Source organism: Mesorhizobium sp. M1143, assembly GCF_040318435.1.
In the GTDB taxonomy this organism is placed as follows: domain Bacteria; phylum Pseudomonadota; class Alphaproteobacteria; order Rhizobiales; family Rhizobiaceae; genus Mesorhizobium.
Map to the genome: position 1 here is coordinate 49,642 of NZ_JAMYMJ010000013.1, position 18,069 is coordinate 67,710.

General features: G+C 65.3%; 15 protein-coding genes. All 15 read left to right on the forward strand.

Annotated features, from left to right (window positions below; translation table 11 throughout):
- Window positions 1-3 precede the first annotated feature (3 nt).
- The 15 genes from tssB to NKH35_RS12430 are packed head-to-tail and all read left to right on the forward strand — an operon-like array spanning window position 4 to window position 18,061.
- Window positions 4-540 carry a type VI secretion system contractile sheath small subunit gene (gene tssB / locus NKH35_RS12360; protein WP_023673718.1) on the forward strand — a complete coding sequence of 179 codons (537 nt, stop codon included), beginning with the start codon at window positions 4-6 and terminating at the stop codon, window positions 538-540.
- Between the two features lie 3 nt (window positions 541-543).
- Window positions 544-2,049, forward strand: coding sequence for a type VI secretion system contractile sheath large subunit (gene tssC, locus NKH35_RS12365; RefSeq protein WP_023682611.1), 1,506 nt, complete (start codon window positions 544-546; stop codon window positions 2,047-2,049).
- Between the two features lie 51 nt (window positions 2,050-2,100).
- A complete protein-coding gene (locus NKH35_RS12370) occupies window positions 2,101-2,550 on the forward strand; it encodes an Hcp family type VI secretion system effector (RefSeq protein WP_023673716.1) in 450 nt (149 codons plus the stop codon).
- Entirely contained in the window at window positions 2,537-3,292 is a 756-nt protein-coding gene (gene tssE / locus NKH35_RS12375; RefSeq protein WP_023714850.1) for a type VI secretion system baseplate subunit TssE, read from the forward strand. The genes NKH35_RS12370 and tssE overlap by 14 nt, the downstream gene beginning before the upstream one ends.
- Before the next feature lie 3 nt (window positions 3,293-3,295).
- Window positions 3,296-5,170: a type VI secretion system baseplate subunit TssF gene (gene tssF, locus NKH35_RS12380; RefSeq protein ID WP_352914701.1), complete on the forward strand. Its 1,875-nt coding sequence runs from the start codon at window positions 3,296-3,298 to the stop codon at window positions 5,168-5,170.
- A complete protein-coding gene (tssG, locus tag NKH35_RS12385) occupies window positions 5,134-6,177 on the forward strand; it encodes a type VI secretion system baseplate subunit TssG (RefSeq protein ID WP_023673712.1) in 1,044 nt (347 codons plus the stop codon). Before tssF ends, tssG begins: the two co-directional genes overlap by 37 nt.
- Window positions 6,174-7,655, forward strand: a complete 1,482-nt coding sequence (tagH, locus tag NKH35_RS12390; RefSeq protein ID WP_352914703.1) for a type VI secretion system-associated FHA domain protein TagH — start codon at window positions 6,174-6,176, stop codon at window positions 7,653-7,655. The genes tssG and tagH overlap by 4 nt, the downstream gene beginning before the upstream one ends.
- A gap of 3 nt (window positions 7,656-7,658) precedes the next feature.
- Entirely contained in the window at window positions 7,659-8,111 is a 453-nt protein-coding gene (gene tssJ / locus NKH35_RS12395; protein WP_352519182.1) for a type VI secretion system lipoprotein TssJ, read from the forward strand.
- Between the two features lie 58 nt (window positions 8,112-8,169).
- Window positions 8,170-9,504, forward strand: a complete 1,335-nt coding sequence (gene tssK, locus NKH35_RS12400; protein WP_023751846.1) for a type VI secretion system baseplate subunit TssK — start codon at window positions 8,170-8,172, stop codon at window positions 9,502-9,504.
- A gap of 4 nt (window positions 9,505-9,508) precedes the next feature.
- The gene (gene icmH / locus NKH35_RS12405; protein WP_352914706.1) at window positions 9,509-10,834 is read left to right on the forward strand and encodes a type IVB secretion system protein IcmH/DotU; all 1,326 of its coding nucleotides are present in this window, start codon (window positions 9,509-9,511) and stop codon (window positions 10,832-10,834) included.
- A gap of 1 nt (window position 10,835) precedes the next feature.
- Window positions 10,836-14,372, forward strand: a complete 3,537-nt coding sequence (tssM, locus tag NKH35_RS12410) for a type VI secretion system membrane subunit TssM (protein WP_352914707.1) — start codon at window positions 10,836-10,838, stop codon at window positions 14,370-14,372.
- Window positions 14,354-14,896, forward strand: coding sequence for a type VI secretion system-associated protein TagF (tagF, locus tag NKH35_RS12415; RefSeq protein WP_352914709.1), 543 nt, complete (start codon window positions 14,354-14,356; stop codon window positions 14,894-14,896). Before tssM ends, tagF begins: the two co-directional genes overlap by 19 nt.
- Before the next feature lie 16 nt (window positions 14,897-14,912).
- Window positions 14,913-16,001, forward strand: a complete 1,089-nt coding sequence (locus NKH35_RS12420) for a DUF2169 family type VI secretion system accessory protein (RefSeq protein WP_352914711.1) — start codon at window positions 14,913-14,915, stop codon at window positions 15,999-16,001.
- The gene (locus tag NKH35_RS12425) at window positions 15,998-17,005 is read left to right on the forward strand and encodes a hypothetical protein (RefSeq protein ID WP_352914713.1); all 1,008 of its coding nucleotides are present in this window, start codon (window positions 15,998-16,000) and stop codon (window positions 17,003-17,005) included. The genes NKH35_RS12420 and NKH35_RS12425 overlap by 4 nt, the downstream gene beginning before the upstream one ends.
- A gap of 9 nt (window positions 17,006-17,014) precedes the next feature.
- Window positions 17,015-18,061 (forward strand): PAAR-like domain-containing protein, encoded by a 1,047-nt coding sequence (locus NKH35_RS12430; protein WP_352914715.1) that lies wholly within the window; start codon window positions 17,015-17,017, stop codon window positions 18,059-18,061.
- Window positions 18,062-18,069: the final 8 nt, after the last annotated feature.

Consider the following 18,069-nt stretch of genomic DNA (forward strand, 5'->3'; position numbering starts at 1 on the left):
CACATGCCAGCCGAAAGCAAAGCGAAGGTCATCGAGCGAAATCGCGCCCCGCGCGTGCAGATCGCCTACGATGTCGAAACCTACGGCAGCCCGACGACGATCGAACTGCCGTTCGTCATGGGCGTGATGGCCGACCTGTCGGGCGCATCGCAGACCAGGGAAGCGTCCAAGACGGTGCTCGACCGTTCCTTTGTCGAGACCGATGCCAACCGCTTCCCCAAATTCATGGAAGCGCTGGGACCCAGGGTCAAGGCGCGGGTGAAGAACACGCTGCCGCAGGCCGAGGGACAGGAGCGCGACGAAGAACTGGCGCTCGACCTGACCTTCACCAAGATGGGCGATTTCGCCCCCGACAAGATCGCCGAACAGGTCCCGCAACTGGCCGAAATCCTCAAGATGCGGCGCCAGCTCGAGGAGCTGCTCGGCTTCATGGACGGCCGCGTCGATGCCGAAAAGCGCATCGCCCAATTGCTGAACAACCAGCCGCTGCTTGGCCAGATCGCCGCCCAGGCGCTGTCCGACGACAAGGGTGAGGAATAGATCATGGCCGAACAGCAAAAGACCGCAGCATCCGTCGCCGAGGCCGAGGCCGTCGATCTCGGCGAATTCAGCCAGCTCTTGGAGAAGGACTTCAAGGTCAAGAAGGACGACAGCGAGAAGCTGCAGCAGCTGGTTCGCAACCTGGCTCTGGCGGCGCAGTCGCGCTCCGAGACGACGACGATTTCGTCCAACTCGATCAAGTCGATCAAGTCGTTGATCGCCGGCATCGACAAGATGCTGACGACCCAGGTCAACGAAATCCTGCACGCGCCGGAAGTGCGGCAGATGGAAGGCACCTGGCGCGGCCTCTGGTACCTCATCAACAACACCGAGACGGATCAGAAGCTGAAGATCCGGGTGATGAACATTTCCAAGGAGCAGCTGGCCGATACGCTCGAAGACTATGAAGGCCAGATGTGGGACCAGAGCCCGATCTTCAAGAAGGTCTACACCGACGAGTATTCGATGCTCGGCGGCGAACCGATCGGCTGCGTCATCGGCGCCTACGAGTTCTCCAACCACCCGCGCGACGTCGGCCTGTTGCGCAACATCTCCGGCATCTGCGCCTCGGCGCACACGCCATTCATCGCCGCCGCCTCGCCACGGCTGTTCCGCATGGACAGCTGGCAGGAACTGCCCAACCCGCAGGACCTGCAGCAGATCGTCTCCAACCCGGCCTACGCCTCGTGGCAATCGCTGCGCGAGAGCGAGGATGCGCGCTATATCGGGCTGACCATGCCGCGCGTGCTGGCGCGGCTGCCCTACGGCTCGGAGACAGTCCCGGTCAAGGGCTTCTCCTTCGAGGAGGAAGTGCAGGGCGATCACAACAAATATGTCTGGATGAACGCTGCCTTCCCGATGGGCGTCAACATCAACCGCAGCCACAAGCTCTATGGCTGGGGCACCCAGATCCGCGGCGTCGAAAATGGCGGCACTGTGCTTAACCTGCCGGTGCACTCCTTCCCGACTGATGACGGCTCGATCGCGATGAAATGCCCGACGGAAGTCGCCATCGACGACCGGCGCGAGGCGGAACTGGCCAAGCTCGGGCTGATGCCGATCCTGCACCGCAAGAACACCGATCTCGCGGCCTTCATCGGCGCCCATTCGCTGCAGGACGATGAGACGCGGGCGGGCCGCCTGGTCGACCCCGACGCCCAGTCCAACGAGCGGCTCTCCGCCAACCTGCCCTATCTGTTCCCGGTCTCGCGCTTTGCGCACTACCTCAAGGCGATTGCGCGCGACAAGGTCGGATCGTTCAAGGAACGCACCGACATGCAGATCTGGTTGACCGAATGGATCAACCGGTACGTGCTGGCCAACCCGGCCTTCGCCGACGACAAGGCGCGCGCCAAGCGTCCGCTTGCCGCCGCCGAGGTGCAGGTCGACAGCGTGGAGGGCCGGCCGGGCTACTACAACGCCCGCTTCTATCTGCGCCCGCACTACCAGCTGGAGGGCATCAATGCCTCGCTCAGGCTGGTGTCGGAATTGCCGTCCGTGAAGACCTGATTGCAGCAACCAAACCTTTGTTTGAAAGCGTGGAGAACGAAAATGCCCACAATGAAGATCGACGGTTTTCTGAAAGTTCCGGATATCAAGGGGCCCAGCACGCGCGACGGCCATGACGACGAGATCGAAATCCATGGCGTCGATTACAAGATGGTCGCGCCCTACGACCCCAATTCCCTCTCGCGCCGAGGCCGCGTGTCGATGGGCATGATCAAGTTCACCAAGCACTACGACAAGGCCTCACCCTATCTGGCCAAGGCCCTGTTCGAAAACAAGGCGCTGGACGAGGTCAAATTCTCCGCTCGGCGGACCATCGACGGCGAGAGCAAGGACTATCTGGTCGTTACCCTGACCGACGCCTCGATCATGGAATACGACATGTCGCAGGCCGATGATGAAGCCGACCTGATCCAGGAGGAAGTCTCCTTCGCCTACAAGAAGATCAAGTTCGTCTATGACGACAATGACGAAGCCGAAATGGATGTCTATGTCGGCAAGTGAGGGGCGAGCAAAGCGCCCTGCCGCCGACAAGGTACAGGCGGGCGGTTCACGGGCCAAGCGCGAGGCGGTACAGCCTTCGCTGTGGGACCGCCTCGTCAACGACCTGCCGGGCCTGAGCTCGGAGATAGACGGGCTCAGGCAGGCTCTGCAGGAGGAGCTTGGCGCAGAGCGCCTGGACGAGCTGCTGGCAGACGGACCGAGGCGCATCGACGCCGATGACGCATTGAACCCCGATCAGAAGCGCCGGCTGCACCGGCTGGCGTTTCAGAACCGGCACCGTGGCGAGCTTGAAAGCCGAGGCATCGTGGTGTCGCCCGATGTGCTGCGCGAGGCCGTGCGGCGCGACATCGAGGCGCTGTTCAACACCGAGCGTTTCGAATCCGCGCCGCTGCTATCCGATCTCGAGGCCGAGCAGATGACCGACCGTCCGACATCGCTGGCCGACTTTCCGGAGGTGCGCCGCAGCGTTGTCAATTATGGCGTGCCGTCCTTCTCCGGCCGGTCGTCGCGCGACTTCGATCGCGATGTTCTGGCACGCGAGATCCGCGCCGTGCTCGCCGCATTCGAGCCGCGGCTGAAGGAGAGCGCGACGAAAGTCACGGTCAACCTCGGCGACAAGACCGGCCTGAAGATCGAGATCGACGCCGTGCTGATCATGACGCCGACGCCCGAGCGCATGCGCCTGCGCACGACGATCAATCTCGACAACGGACTGGCGCGCACCGAGTTCAGGGAAGCCTGAGAGATGGACCGGGTCTTCGTAGAATATTACGAGGAGGAACTGTCCCACATACGCGGGCTGGCGGCGGAGTTCGCCGACATGCATCCGGCGGTTGCCCGCAATTTGTCGCTGGATACGGTGCCGTGTCCCGACCCCTACGTCGAGCGGCTGCTCGACGGCGTCGCCTTCCTCGCCGCGCGCACGCGCCTGAAGGTGGATGCCGAGCGCTCGCGGTTTTCGCGCAGCATCCTCGACGTGCTTTATCCCGATCTCGTCACGCCGGCGCCGGCAACCGCCATGGTGGTGCTGAAGCCCGGCCAGCAGGTGCAGACAATGCTTGCCGGTCACGTCGTCAAGCGCGGCACGCGGCTGGTCTCCAGCCTGCAGGCCGGCCTGTCGACACGCTGCACCTTCACCACCGCGCAGGACATGACGCTGTTTCCGATCGCGATCAGTTCGGTCGGCTATTTCCAGGACCGCAGCGCGCTTGCCGCCGCCGGCATCGGCCCGATCGCCGGCAAGGCCGGCGAAGCGGCACTTCGCATCACGCTGGCGCGGACCGGCAAAGGCAAGCTCGACGAACTGGCGCTCGACCGGCTCGACTTCTATTTCGCCAACCGCACCAAGGCGCCGCTGATCTTCGACGCCATCTTCGGAGTCTGCTCTGGTGTCGGCGCTCGACCGGAAGGCAAGACCAATCCATTGTCGCCGCTACCGCCGCCGGAGATGGTCGGCATTGCCGATGCCGAGGCGCTGATGCCGCGCACGCGGCCGACCTTCGAAGGCTACCGCCTGCTGCGCGAATATTTCATGATGCCCGAGCGCTTCCATTATGGGCGCGTCACCGGCTTGCTGCCGGTCGTGCGCAAATGCCAGGCCGGGCTCGAAATCATCTTCCTGTTCCGGCGTCCGGTGCCCGAACTCGCCGATCTGACGCCGGCGGATTTCGATCTCTTCGCCACCCCGATCATCAATCTCTTCGAGCGCGAGTGCAACATCGTCGAGCTCGACCAGCGCAAGACGCGCCAGGTGCTGCATGCCGACCGCACGCGGGCGCGCGACTTTGAAATCTACCGCGTCATCCGCGTCGAAGACGCCGATGCCGAGGGACCCGACGCGGAGATACCGGAACTCTTCAGCCTTGGGCAAAATCGCGGCAGCGGCTGGGTCTATTCGACGGAGCGGCGGCCGCGCCGGCCGACCGAGGACGAGCGGCGCCAGGGCGTGACGCGGACCTCCTATGCCGGCGACGACGTCTTCCTGGCGGTTTCGCGCCCAGTCAACAGTCAGGCCAACCGGCCGCTCAAGCGCGTCGACGTCGTGGCACTGTGCACAAACCGCGACCTTGCCATCCTCGACGACACGCCAACGCTGACGCTGGAAGCGGGCGACCCGGTGGAATCGGTCAGGCTGCTCGGCGCGCTGCGTTCGCCGCAGCCGGCCATCCCGGCAGCGCTGCCGACCGGCGCCGACAGCGAGTCGCGCGCCGCCGACCAGGCCGGGCGGCTGGTCTCGCAGCTGGCGCTGAACTTCCTCAGCCTGGCCAAGGAAGGCCGCGGCGTCGATCCGCTGCATGCGCTGCTCGATCTCTATGCCGAACGCGGCGATCCCGGGCTTGCCCGCAATGTACGCTCGATCGTGCGCATCGACTCGCGCGCGGTGATCGAAAGGCTGGCGATCGAAGGGCCGATGTGCTTCGGCCGCGGCACGGAAGTGACGCTGCATGTCGACCAGTCGGTGCTGGCGGGACAGAGCACTCTGCTGCTGTCGGGCCTGCTGTCGCGGCTGTTTGCCCGCCATGCCGGCATTAACGGGTTCGTGCGCACGCGCACGCGGTTGCTCCAGAAACAGGAGGATGTGCCATGGCCGATGACGCCCGGCAATCGCTACCTGATCTAGAGCGAGCCGCAACCCTGTCCGAGAGTTTCGACTTTTTCGAACTGCTGCGCCGGCTCGAACGGCAAGGCGGCCTGTTCGGCCATTCCGGCCGGCCGGACCGCGAGCCGGCAAGGCTCGGCCAGAATGTGCGGCTGTCCTTCGCAGTGCAGGACGTGGTGGATTTCCGCGAGCCGACGGACAAGTCGCCGGCACGCGTCACGGTCAACAATCTCGGCCTGCTCGGACCCGAAGGGCCGATGCCACTGCATCTGACGCGCTGGGTGCTCGATCGCCTGTCGCAACGCTGGTATGCCGGCGCCGAGGCGCGGCAGACGAGCGACACGACCTTCGTCGATTTTGTCAATATCCTGCAGCACAGGATGATCGCGCTCTACTATCGGGCCTGGGCGGATGCGCATCCGGCTGTGCAGGTCGAACGCGGTGTCGGGGGCCGCGTCCGTTCCATGCTGGAAGCGATGGCCGGCATCGGGCTGCCGGGCACGCAGGATGCCGAACTCGATACAGTAAAACTTCGCCAGGCCGCCTCGCTCGCTGCCCAAGTCGACGGCCCCGAGCGACTGACGCTGTTCCTGGCCGAAGCCTTCAAAGTGCCGGTGGTGCTGAAGGAGTTCGTCGCGGCCTGGATGACCATCCCCAAGGCGCTGCAGACGCGGCTTGCCGGCAGCTATGCCACGCTCGGCCGCAGCGCCACCATCGGCCCGCGCAGCTTCAGCCGGCAGAGCCGCATCGAGCTGCGCATCGGCGCGCTCAGCTATATCGATTACAAGGCCTTCCTGCCCGGCGGTGAGCGGCTGAAGCTGTTGAAGCAGGCGGTGCGCGACCTGATCGGCGAGACCATCGATGTCGATCTCAGGATCGTGCTTGCGGCAAAGGCAGTGCCGCCGGCGAAGCTCGGCACCGTCCAGCTTGCCCGCACCACCTGGCTGGCGCGACCGGTCGAAAAGGGGGACGCCGACGACATGCGGTTGCGGACCATCGTCGGCTGGCGGGAAGAGGTGGCGGCATGAGCCTGCTTCTGACTCTCGAACAGGGACCACGCGCGCAAGTCACGCGGCAGGCGCGGCTGGACGAGGGCGAGCTGGTAATCGGCCGCAGCGCCGACGCCGACTGGCAGATCAACGATCCCGACATGTTCGTCTCGCGCGCCCACTGCAAGATCACCAGCAAGCAGGGCGGCTATTTCGTCACCGATACCTCCAGCAGTGGGTTGTTCATCGACGATGCCGCCAGCCCGCTCGGCGCGGGAAATACCGCGCGCCTGCAAAGCGGCATGCGACTGCGACTGGGCGACTATGTGGTGTGGGTCGATTTGCAGACGGCGAAGACCGAGGCGCCGGCCTCCAGGCCTTCAGCGCCTGCCAGTAAGCCGGCGGCGTCGCGGGCGCCGGTCAGCCTCGGCGGCGACGATTTCTTTTCGTCCACCACGGAAGAAGAGCCGGGACGGCCACGCCCTGCCAACCTGCCCGATCCATTCGAAAAGCCGGTGCCCGGCGCATTCGCGCGTGCGCGGTCCGATGAACGCAGCTCGCAGGCGTTCGACGATCCGTTCAGCCTCGACCCTGTGGCAACGCCGGTGGCCGAGACCGCCCCCGACAAGCGTGTTGGCAAGCCGCTGTTCGACGATCCCTTCGGCCTCGATTCCGCACCGCTGTCGAGAGAGCCGAGCAGATCCAGTTCCGAGCAGCCGCCGGCCTACGATGACGGGTTTGGTTTTGGCCCGGCCGAGTCCACCAGTCTCGACGCAGGCGCGACGGATGGCGGCGCAGTGGATGCGCCCTCGCCTGCCCCGGCGCCCTGGGATCTGCCGGTCCGCGCGGCCGAGGCATCGCCACAGCGGCCACCGCCAACCCCGCCTCCACCGCCACCACGTGCTCCTGTCCGGCAAGCTGCTGCGCGGCCGTCGACCGGACAGGCGGACGCGGAATTGCGCGCCGCTTTCCTGCGCGGCATGGGCATGGACGAGTCCGATTTTCCCGGCAGCGATCCGGTGGCCGACATGGAGAAGTTCGGCCGCGAATACCGGCTGATGATGGAAGGGTTGATGCAACTTTTGCGCAAGCGCGCCGAAGAGAAGGGCAACGCCCGCGTCGCCCAGACCGTGGTTGGCGCGTCCGAGGTCAACCCGCTCAAATTCCTGCCTTCGGTCGACGATGCTCTGGTGACCATGCTGGCCGAGCGCAGCCCCGGTTTCCTCGGCGCCGAAGCGGCGATCAAGGACGCGGTGCGCGATCTGGCGCAGCACCACGTTCGTGCCTGGCGCGGCGTGCAAGGCGCGCTCAAGCGCATGATCGACCGCTTCGATCCGGCGGCGATCGAGCAGGAACTGAAGTCGAGTTCGGCGATCGGCAATCTGCTGACCGGCGGGCGCGGCGCCAAGCTCTGGGAATTGTACCAGAAACGCCACCGTGAAATCGCTCACAGCGCCGAGACGCGTTTTCTGGGCGAGATCGGCGCTGATTTTCGTGATGCATATGAGGAGGACTGAGACATGATCGACAGACGCGAATTCATTCTGGCCATCGGGGCTACGGGACTGCTGACGGCTTGCCAGAGCGGCCCGCCTAAACCGTCCGTCATAACGGTCAATTTGGCCGGTGGGGCCGGCATGAACCCGGGACCGGGCGGCGGCGACAGGCCGGTAACGGTAATGGTCTTACGGCTGAAGAGCACCGGCGCCTTCAATTCGGCCGATTACTTCGCCCTGCAGGGCGGCGCCGGCGCGGCACTTGGCGGCGATCTCATCGGCTCCGATACGATATCGGTCGGACCCGGCAAGACCGCATCGAAGACCATCACGGTCGAACCGGAAGTGGCCGCACTCGGCTTCGTCGCGCTGATCAGGGAACCCACCGGACGCAACTGGCGCACGACCAAGTCGGTGTCGCCGGGATCGAAGTTCACCGTCAATGTGAAGCTCGGCAGCGGCGGCATTTCCGCCTAGCGGCGGCGGGTCCGCAAAGCCGCGCCAAGGTGATGAGCAGGAAGCAGAGAGTGCCGGCATGAGCGATGCAAACAGGGTGCTGTGGTCGGAGGGGCTTTTCCTTCGCACCCAGCATTTCCAGCAACAGGACCGCTTCTTCGAAGCGACGGTGCGCGGCGCCTTGCAGGCCGGGCATCTGCATACGTTCGGCTTTCGAACGCTGATGCTCGATCAGGCACAGCTCGATGCCGGCCAGATCTCGGTGCTCTCGGCACGCGGCATCTTTCCAGACGGGACGCCGTTCGCGATCCCCGAGACGATGGATGCGCCGCGGCCGCTGGCGGTGACGCCGGAGATGGGCGCTGGACCGGTGCTGATAGCGCTGCCGCTCGAACCGCCAGGCGGCGTCGGCTTCGACCCCGCTCACGCCGAGCCGTCCGGCGCGCGCTATCGCGGCCGGATCGTGTCGGTGCGCGACGCCGTGCATGGCGGCTCCGATCCCGAGGAAATCGAGATCGCACGGCCGCAGGCGCTGTTGCTGGCGCCGGGCACGGCCGTCGGCGGCTACACCGCGCTGCCGGTGGCCGAACTCAAGGGCGTGCGCGCCGATGGCGGCGTGGCCCTGGATGACACCTTCCTGCCGCCGACCTTGGTCATCGGCGCGGCGTCCTGGTACAGCCGGCTGCTGCAGGAAGTGGTCACCGGCCTCGACCAGATCGCCGAGGCGCATGGCAAGATGGTGCTGGGCGGCCCCGGGCGCAGCGTCGAGGATCTTCTGATCCTCAATTTGGTCAACGCCGCGCGGCCGCGGCTGGCGCACATGCTGGTGCAGGATGTCTTCCATCCAGCCGAGGTCTATATGGAGCTGGCTGGCTTAGCCGGCTCGATGGCGACCTATGGCTCGAGCGCAAGGCGGCTCGGCGAACTGCCTGTTTACGACCACATGGCGCCAGGCCCGGCCTATTCGGCGCTGGCCGACGCGCTGCGTTCGCTGATCCTCAGCCTGCGCTACATCGAGCCGAAATCGCGCGCCCTGCCGGTCATGCGGCATGCCACCAATGTGTGGAAGATCCGCATCGACAACCCGAAACTTCTGGTGGCGAGCCGCATCGTGGTGCGGATCGGCTCCGAACTGTCGGAGGATGCCTTGCGCAAGATTTTCGTCAACCAGGCGACGGTCGGCTCGGCCAGCGAATTCGAAGGGCTGTGGAAATCACGCCTGCCCGGCATTCCGCTGAAGCCCCTTCATTCGCAGCCGCGCGAAATTCCCTATGACGGCGACCGGCTGTGTCTCGAACTGGACCAGAAAAGCGAGCACTGGGCCTCGCTGCTCGAAGCGCCGGGTTTTGTGATCGGCGTTTCGGGCGTGCTGCCCAGCGAACCGCAGGTCGACTGCTACTCGGTCAACAGGTGAGATGATGAGCAGGGACGATCCGTTCGGACTGTCCGAGGATCGGGAGCGGACGCGCATCCGCCTGAGCGGAGCGCCGACGCCGCGCGCCATGCCGCTGCCGGCGTCGGGCGTCACCGCGAAGCGCTCCGCGCGCGCGCATCCGAACGTGCTCGTCAATGCGTTCTCGCCGCTGCTGGAGTTTGCACCCGAACTGGAAAACGCGCAGCCGCCGGAGAACCCGGAAGCCCTGCGCACCAGGCTGCTGGAGGAACTCGTGCGCTGCCGCGACGCCACGATGGTGCAGGGCTCCTCGCTCGAGCGAGCCGACCAGGCGGCATGGCTGGTGGCTGCGTTGCTCGACGATCTGGCGCTGAATACGCCGTGGGGCGGAGCCAGCGCCTGGCCACGCCAGCCGCTGGTGGTGATGCTGCGCGGCGACGTCGATGCCGGCGCGCAGTTCTTCGCCCGGCTCGAAGAGCTTGAACGCCATCCCAATCGCGACCGCGAAATGCTGGAGTTGCAATATCATTGCATGGCGCTCGGCTTCCGCGGCAAATATCGCGTGCCTGGCCGCTCCGGCGACCGTTCGCTCAATGCGGTGCGTGTGGCGGCCGCGCGTTTCCTGCGCGACAGCGACGCCGAAGGCGCACCGCTGTCGCCCAACTGGAAGGGCGTGATCGCCTCCGACGAACCGCAGCGCTTCATCGTGCCGATCTGGGTGATGGTTGCGGCGGCGGCGGTGATCGCCACCGCCATCCATATCGGCCTGTCGATGAGCCTGAGCAGCCAGGCGGTCGAGCTTTCGGCGCTGGTTCGCGCCTTGCCGCCGCCGACGCGTACGGATGTCACCCGCGCTTCGCCGAAGGTCGACGCGCCGCCGCCGGTGGCCGTGGATTTCGCGCTGCTGCCGGAATTCCAGGCGGCGGCGCCGGACGAGCTCAAGAGAGCGCTGAGCGGCACGGAGAGCGTGTCGCTGGCGCGGCTGGTCATCCAGGCCTCCAATCCCGAACTCTTCCAGTCGTCGCGCGCGCAGCTGACAGACGGCTTCGATCCGCTCATCGCCTCGGTCGCCAGGGTGATCCTCGAGAACCAGGAGCTGATCGGCGATATCACCGTGGTCGGCCACACCGACGGCGTTCCCTTGCAAAAGACCAACCCACTGTCCACCAACCAGCGGCTGTCGGAAGCCCGCGCCGCGGAAATTGCCGATATCCTGATTCAGAACGGCGTGCCGAAGGAGCGCGTGCGCTCCGAAGGCCGGGCCGCCACCGATCCGGTGGCCGACGACGGCACACGCGAAGGCCGGGCCTTGAACCGCCGCGTCGAAGTGCTGGTCGAAAAGAGGCTGTGACATGTTCATCCTGCGCTTCCTCTGGGCGGTCCTGACTTCGCGTTTCCTGTGGACGCTGATCGGCCTGGCGCTGCTGTCGCTGATCATCTGGGTGTTCGGCCCGATCGTACGGGTCGGCGACTATGTGCCGATGGCGTCGGAGACGGTGCGCATCGTCATCATCGCTCTTTTGGTGATCTTCTGGCTGATCTGGCTGATCGTCGCGCAGCGCCGGGCAATCCGCGCCAACCGCATGTTCGTCGCCGAGATTTCCGCCCCGGTCGAGGAAAAGCGGCTCAGCCCGGGCGAGGAAAACGTCGCCGCGGTCGGCGCCAAGTTCCAGGACGTCATGGTCGAGTTGAAGCGCCGCAAGCTCGGCGGCCGCAAGTTCCTGCGCGAGATGCCGTGGTATGTGATCGTCGGCCCGCCGGCGACCGGCAAGACGACGGCCTTGCGCCAGTCCGGCCTCAACTTTCCGATCGACCTGACCGACGATCTGCAGGGCATCGGCGGTACGCGTAACTGCGACTGGTTCTTCTCCGAAACCGCAGTGATGATCGACACCGCCGGCCGCTATGTCCAGCAGGAAAGCCAGCCCGATGTCGACGCCGTGGAATGGCTGGGCTTCCTCGACCTGTTGAAGAAGCACCGTGGCCGCCGGGCGCTGAACGGCGTCATCGTTGCGCTTGGGATCGACGCGCTGTCCGAGGGCGACGAAGCCGTCAAGGCGCATGGCCGCAAGATCCGCAGGCGCCTGGCCGAGCTCGAAGAGCGGCTGGAAATCCGCCTGCCGGTCTATCTCATGCTGACCAAGGCCGATCTGATCAGAGGCTTCGAGGCCTTCTTCGGCGGCCTGTCGACGGCGGCGCGCGAACAGGTATGGGGGACGACCTTCCCGCTCGATGCACGCGTCGACGCCAAGACGATCGCGGGCGAAATCACGACGCTGTCGAGGGAGCTGGAAAAGCGACTGGTGCCGCGGCTGGAAGACGAGGACAAGCTGGCCGAACGGGCCGAGATCTTCCGCTTTCCCGCACAGCTGCAAAGCCTGTCCGAGCCGATCCAGGTGCTTGTCGAGGCGATGTTCGGCGAGAGCCGCTACGAGGAGGCAGCCTGGCTGCGCGGCCTCTATCTGACCTCGGCCACCCAGGAAGGCGCGCCAATCGACCGGCTGACCGCGGCGCTCGCCTCCTCCTTCGGCCTGCCGGCACGACGCTCGATGCCGGCGCAGCGTTTCGAGAAGCGCAGCTTCTTCCTCAAGAACCTTTTGACCGAGGTGATCTTCACGGAGGCCGGGCTCGGCACCTTCGATCCGCTGGCGCAGCGCCGCCGCAGCTGGATCTGGCGCGGTGCCGCCGCTGCCTGCGCGGCTGCGGCCATACTCGCCGGCGGCCTGTTCACCTGGTCCTACTACGACAACCGCAACGCCATCGCCGCGCAAGCCGGCCAGTTCGAAGCACTGCAGGCGCCGCTGACGTCGGCCGCCGCGACGCCCGCCTCGGTGCTGCAGCCGGCTATGGGCGTTGCCCTCAACGCCATGGACGAAGTCGCCAATGCCAGGACTGCGCCTCCGAACAAGGCACAGGACCTGCTCGGACCATCGGCTTCGGCCGAGATGATGCGGGCGCAGACCGACACCTATGACCACGCTCTGCGCAACGTGCTGGAGCCGCGCATGGTGGCGTTGCTGGAAGCGACCATGTGGCGGCAGATCCGCGATCCGGACTTCATGCTGGGCGCACTCAAGACCTACCGCATGATGACCGGTCTGTCTCAGATGGACTCCGACTTCGTCGAGAATTGGTGGGTGAACGACCTGCCCGAATTCGCGCCGGCCGCGCCCTTCCCGACCGCCGATGCCGAAGAACACCAGTTGGCCGCGATCCGGCGCATTGCGGTCGACGACAGCTACATCGCGCCCGACCAGGCGCTGGTCGCCGAAGCGCTGAAAACGGTCTGCACGATCTCGCTGCCGGCGCGGGCCTACAAGCAATTGCTGGCCGATCCGGCGGTGGCCGGATTGAAGGAATGGATCCCCGCCAATTTCGCCGGGCCGAATGGCGCCAAGGTATTTTCGCGACGCTCCGACAAGACGCTGCGCGTCGGCATATCAGGCGCCTTCACCTATGACGGCTTCCACGACGCGATCCTCGACCGGGTCGAGGATGTCGCCGCCCAGGCGGCACTCGACCGCGCGGTGTTTGCCGGCGGTTGCTCGGAAAATTCCGAGACCTCGGTGTCGGCACTGTCGGAAGATATCCTGAAGCTCTACTATGACGATTACATCGCGCAGTGGGACAGTTTCCTGCGCGACATGCGGCTGGCGCCGCTCAGCGACCTCAACATTGCCAGCGAGAATCTGAAGGACCTTTCCAGCGCCGATTCCGCGCTCAAGCGGCTGTTGACGGCGGTGGTCCAGGAGGTCGACCTCACCCGCTCGGACGAGGCGCCGACCGACGACAAGGCGGCGGCGAAGGGCGGCTCGAAACTGCTGGGCAAACTCGGCAAACTGGGCAAGATCGTCAAGACCGGCGCCAAGCTGCTGCCGCGGGCAGGCTCGGCGAGCGAAGTCGACCTGACCGGCACGCTGGTGGCCGAACACTTCAAGCCGCTCAAGAGCACGATTGCCGAGGTCGACGGCCAGCCGCCGGCGCTCGATGCCGCGGTCGTCGCGCTGACGGCGCTGTCCAACGTGCTGCAGACGGTGACCGCCAATCCCGACCCGCAGGACGCGATCAAGAAACAGGGCGGGCTTGCCGAACTGACCGGCGCCGTCGCCCGCCAGGCGCAAATCCTGCCCGACCCGGTCAACACCTGGCTGAGCGGCATTGCCGGCGACACCAGCGGGTTGACGCAGAAGGCCGTGGCCTCCGAGCTCAACGCCATCTGGCGCGCCGACATCCTGCCCTTCTGCCAGGCCGCGCTCAACGACCGCTATCCGTTCAGCCCCGACAGTGCCGTCGACGTCAACGTGCGCGACTTCGCCCGCTTGTTTGGGCCGGCAGGGATGATCGACGGCTTCATCAACGACCATCTGATCAGCTATGTCGACACCTCGGCGCAGCCGTGGAAATGGCGTGCCGATTTCGGCCTCGACCCGTCCGCACTTGCCGCCTTCGAGCAGGCGCGGCGCATCCGCGACGATCTCTTTCCCGGCGGTCAAGGCCCGGTGATGGCCTTCACGCTCGAGCCGACCGACCTGTCGCCCAACGTGACCCGCGTCACGCTCAACCTCGATGGCCAGAACCTGGTCTATTTCAACAATGCGACGCGGCCGCAGCCGATGACCTGGCCCGGCAAGGATGGCACCGGCGTCATCTCGCTCGCCTTCCAGCCGATCGACGGCTCGCCCGAAATCATGCTCAACGAGACGGGCAGCTGGGCGTGGCTGAGGATGCTGCGCGGCGGCCGCTTCACCGGGACGTCGCTGTCCGATGTCTACAGCCTGCGGCTGGGGACGAAAGGCATGTACGCCGATTTCAAGCTCAAGGCGGCGAGCGTCGAAAATCCCTACAACCTCCAGATGTTCAAGAAATTCTCATGTCCGCCGCAGATCTGATCCTGCCTGGCTTCTACGGCAAAATGCCCGCCACCGGCGACTTCGTCAGCCGGCGGCTGACGGGGGAGTTCCTGCGCCTGTGGGACCGCTGGCTGGCGCAGCATCTGGTGCCGCTGTTTGGCCAGGACATCTGGCCGCCGGCCACGGCGCTGCGGTTTCTGGCCGGCCCGAACTCCTTCGGCGCGTCGGCGGGCATCATCCTGCAGAGCGCCGACAAGGTGGGCCGGAAATTCCCCTTGAGCGTCGTTGCCCTGCTACCCGAAGCGCCTGTCGCGCTGACGCATGCCGAGGCATGGTTTGCCCGAATCGAGGAGGCCGCCACCGCCGCCCAGCGTGGCGAGCTGACGCCCGACGAACTCAACGCAGCGCTCGGCGGACTGCCTGTGCGGCCTGCTGAGCCGGGCGAGGAACTAATCGCCGACATGGTGATGTGGACGGCGCACTCCGACATTTTCGACATCGATCCGCAATCGCCACAGGCGACACTGGAGACAATCCTCGCCGGCAGTTGGGAGACGAGTTGATGGGAGCGCAACTCTGATGTTCGTCAGCCAGAACACCACCCCGTTTCTCGCCGAGACTTTTCCCTATCAGGACAAGCATTGCGTGAAGTTCTGCGTCGCGGTCGTTCGCGCGACATACGATGTCGATGAGCAAGGCAACTGCACGCCCAGCACGACGCAGTCACCCTTCGTCTACGCCGATACCCACTACGGCGATCCGGAAGTCACCTCCATTCGCGTCGAGACCGACTTTGCCCCCGTCAAACCGAAATGCGAGGTTCTGCTCGACGCCATGGCCGTCGCCCCGGGAGGGAGGCAGGTTGAGGCGATCGAAGTGCGCCTGGTTGGGCCGGGACTGGACAAGCGCGCGGTGGTCACCGGGCAAAGGCGCTGGTTCAGAGGTGGGCTCGGCATCCAGGCCTCGCGACCGACCCCTTTCATCTCAATGCCATTGGCATGGCATCTCGCATTCGGCGGCACCGACCGATCCGATCCTGATCCAGCGAAACAACGCAGCGACGCAATCAACCCGATCGGCAGCGGCTATCTTGCCGGCCAGGGCAACATTGACGGCACACCTCTGCCCTGTGTCGAGCACCCGCAATCGCGAATGCGCATCTGGAACGACCGGCCGCGCCCCATCGGCTTCGGCCCGGTACCACGCTTCGCTAAGGAACGGGCCCAGTATGCCGGCACCTATGACAAGCACTGGATGGACAACGTGCTGCCATTCCTCCCGCAGGATTTCGACGACCGGTATTTTCAGGCCGCGCCGCAAGACCAATGGGTGGAGAAGCTCAGCGAGGGAACGATCTTCGGGTGCATGAATATGAACGGGTCGGGCCGGTTCAAGGTCAAGGTGCCGACGCTTGGTACGCCCGTGAGATTCATGTACGACGATCACACGGAGCACAAGGTCGTGCAGCCGGATACGCTCAATCTGATCCCGCACGAAGGCAAGATCGTGCTGGTCGGGCGCGCGACAGTGAAGCTGCCACGCAAATTCGTGAGGTTGCAGCAGGTGCAGGTGGGATCGCCGCTTGAACAGCCCGCGGTCAAGCCGCACTACGCCGGCCTTGGCGAGGCGGTCGCCGCGCTCTCCAAGCTGCGAGGCCGACGCCGATGACGGTCGTCAGCTGCGTCAGCCTCGTTTCGCCGGTCGGCTACAGCGCCGCCGCGACCTGCGCGGCGCTGCGGGCCGGCATCGCGGCGTTCGAGGAACTCGACTATCGCGACCGCATGGCGTTGCCGATTCGCGGTGCGCGCGTTGACGCCATCGCGCCGTCCAGACGCGGGCGTGAGCGGCTGCGCATGCTTGCGCGTCTGGTGCTGGAGCACATCGAGCCCGACATCGGTGCGGCACTGCCTTGGGCCCAGATGCCGCTGATCCTGTGCACCCGCGAGAAGGAAACGCCCGGCGCTCGGCTGAACGGCATGTTCTCCGACCTGCGTTTTCCCGATGGATCGGCGGTGACCGAGCGGCGCACGGCGCATATCGCGGCGGGCCAGACATCCGCCTTCGCGGCGCTGATGCAGGCGCGCAAGATGCTCGACGAAGGCGCTCCGGCATGCATTGTCCTCGCGATCGACAGCCTCATCGACGCGCGCACGCTGGCCTGGCTCGACCGCCATATGCGGCTGAAGACGAGCGTGACGACGGACGGGCTGATCCCCGGCGAGGCCGCATGCCTGGCGGTCGTCAGCCACCGTCCGCTGACGCCGCGCCATGTCGCGATTCGTGGCCTGGGGCTTGGCGAGGAGACGGCGACGGCGATCAGCGAGGAGCCTTTCCGTGCCAACGGACTGGCAGGAGCCTTGAAGGCGGCGCTCGCCGAGGCGCGCACCGAAATGCACGAGGTGGCCTTCCGCCTCAGTGATGTGGCGGGTGAATCCTATGCCTTCGAGGAACTCGTCATCGCGCAGATGCGCAACATGCGCCAGTCGCGGCCGGAACAACCGGTGTGGCACGCCGCCGACTGCATCGGCGACACCGGGGCGGCCGCGGGGCTGATCCAGCTTGCATGGGCGGAGCAAGCTTTCAACCGCGGTTACGCCCCTGGCGAATTGGCGGCGCTACATGGGAGCTCGATGGCTTTCGGCGGGCGGGCCGCGGCGATCGTTTCGGCATAGGAGGCGACGATGACCAAGAACGTCTTTGCCGGAATGTGGGAGATCGCCGCCGAGAACGGCATGAATAAGTCCATTGCGCGGTTTCCCGACGTGTGCATGTCGCCGCCTTCGCCGCCGGCCGGCCCGATTCCAATCCCTTATCCGGATACGTCGTTTTCCAACAATTTGAAGTCTGGCTCCAGCACCGTGAAGATCGGCGGCGAGGGCGCCGCCCTGGCGCAGAAATCCTACTACAAGGAATCCGTGCTCGGCGACGAGGCCGCTACTCGTACCTTTGGCGCCAACGTCGTGACGCATCAGATCACCGGCAAGACGTTCTTCCAGGCCTGGTGCATGGACGTCAAGTTCGAAGACAAGAATGTCTGCCGGCATTTCGATATCACGACCAGCAACCACGCTTCGGCGGCGACCACGACCGCACCGCTTGTGTCGTTGGAAATGCAGAACCTCGCCGATTCGCAGTATGCCATTGACGTCGGTGTTTGCCCTTGCTGCGGCGATGCGTTGCATGAGTGGCAGCGCGATCCGGACAGCACTGAAACGCCCAAGAAGCCTTACAAGGCAGTCACATCAACGGAATTCTGGCAATCACGCGTCGATCGGCTGCCGCCAGGCGCAAACAAGACCGCAATGGAGGGGAAATTCAAGGATTTCGTGATGGCGAAAAGCGCGGCACGAGCGAACAGTCGCGCCGGAGGGGCTGGCTGCAACAACGTCCATCCCAATGAGACGAGTGGTTGCGCCATCCATTTCGAGATACCGCCAGGTAAACGACATCCGGACCCGGACAATCCTGGCGATGTTCTGACGACATCAGGGTTATGCGCAAAGGATTTTGGACATACAAAGAAGATGCGCATCGACGCAGTTTGGTCAGCGAGAACCGGAAAACCAGCGGTGAGCGGCACGTCACGGAATCATATGACACCGAAACAGGCTGGCGGATGCAACGACCCGAACAATGTCGTCCCAGCAAATATGATGGGTGGCCCCGAATGCGACGAGATCGAGGATCTGCAGAGCGATCTTGAGACCGGAACCGGCAGCCTGATCTGACATTGAGG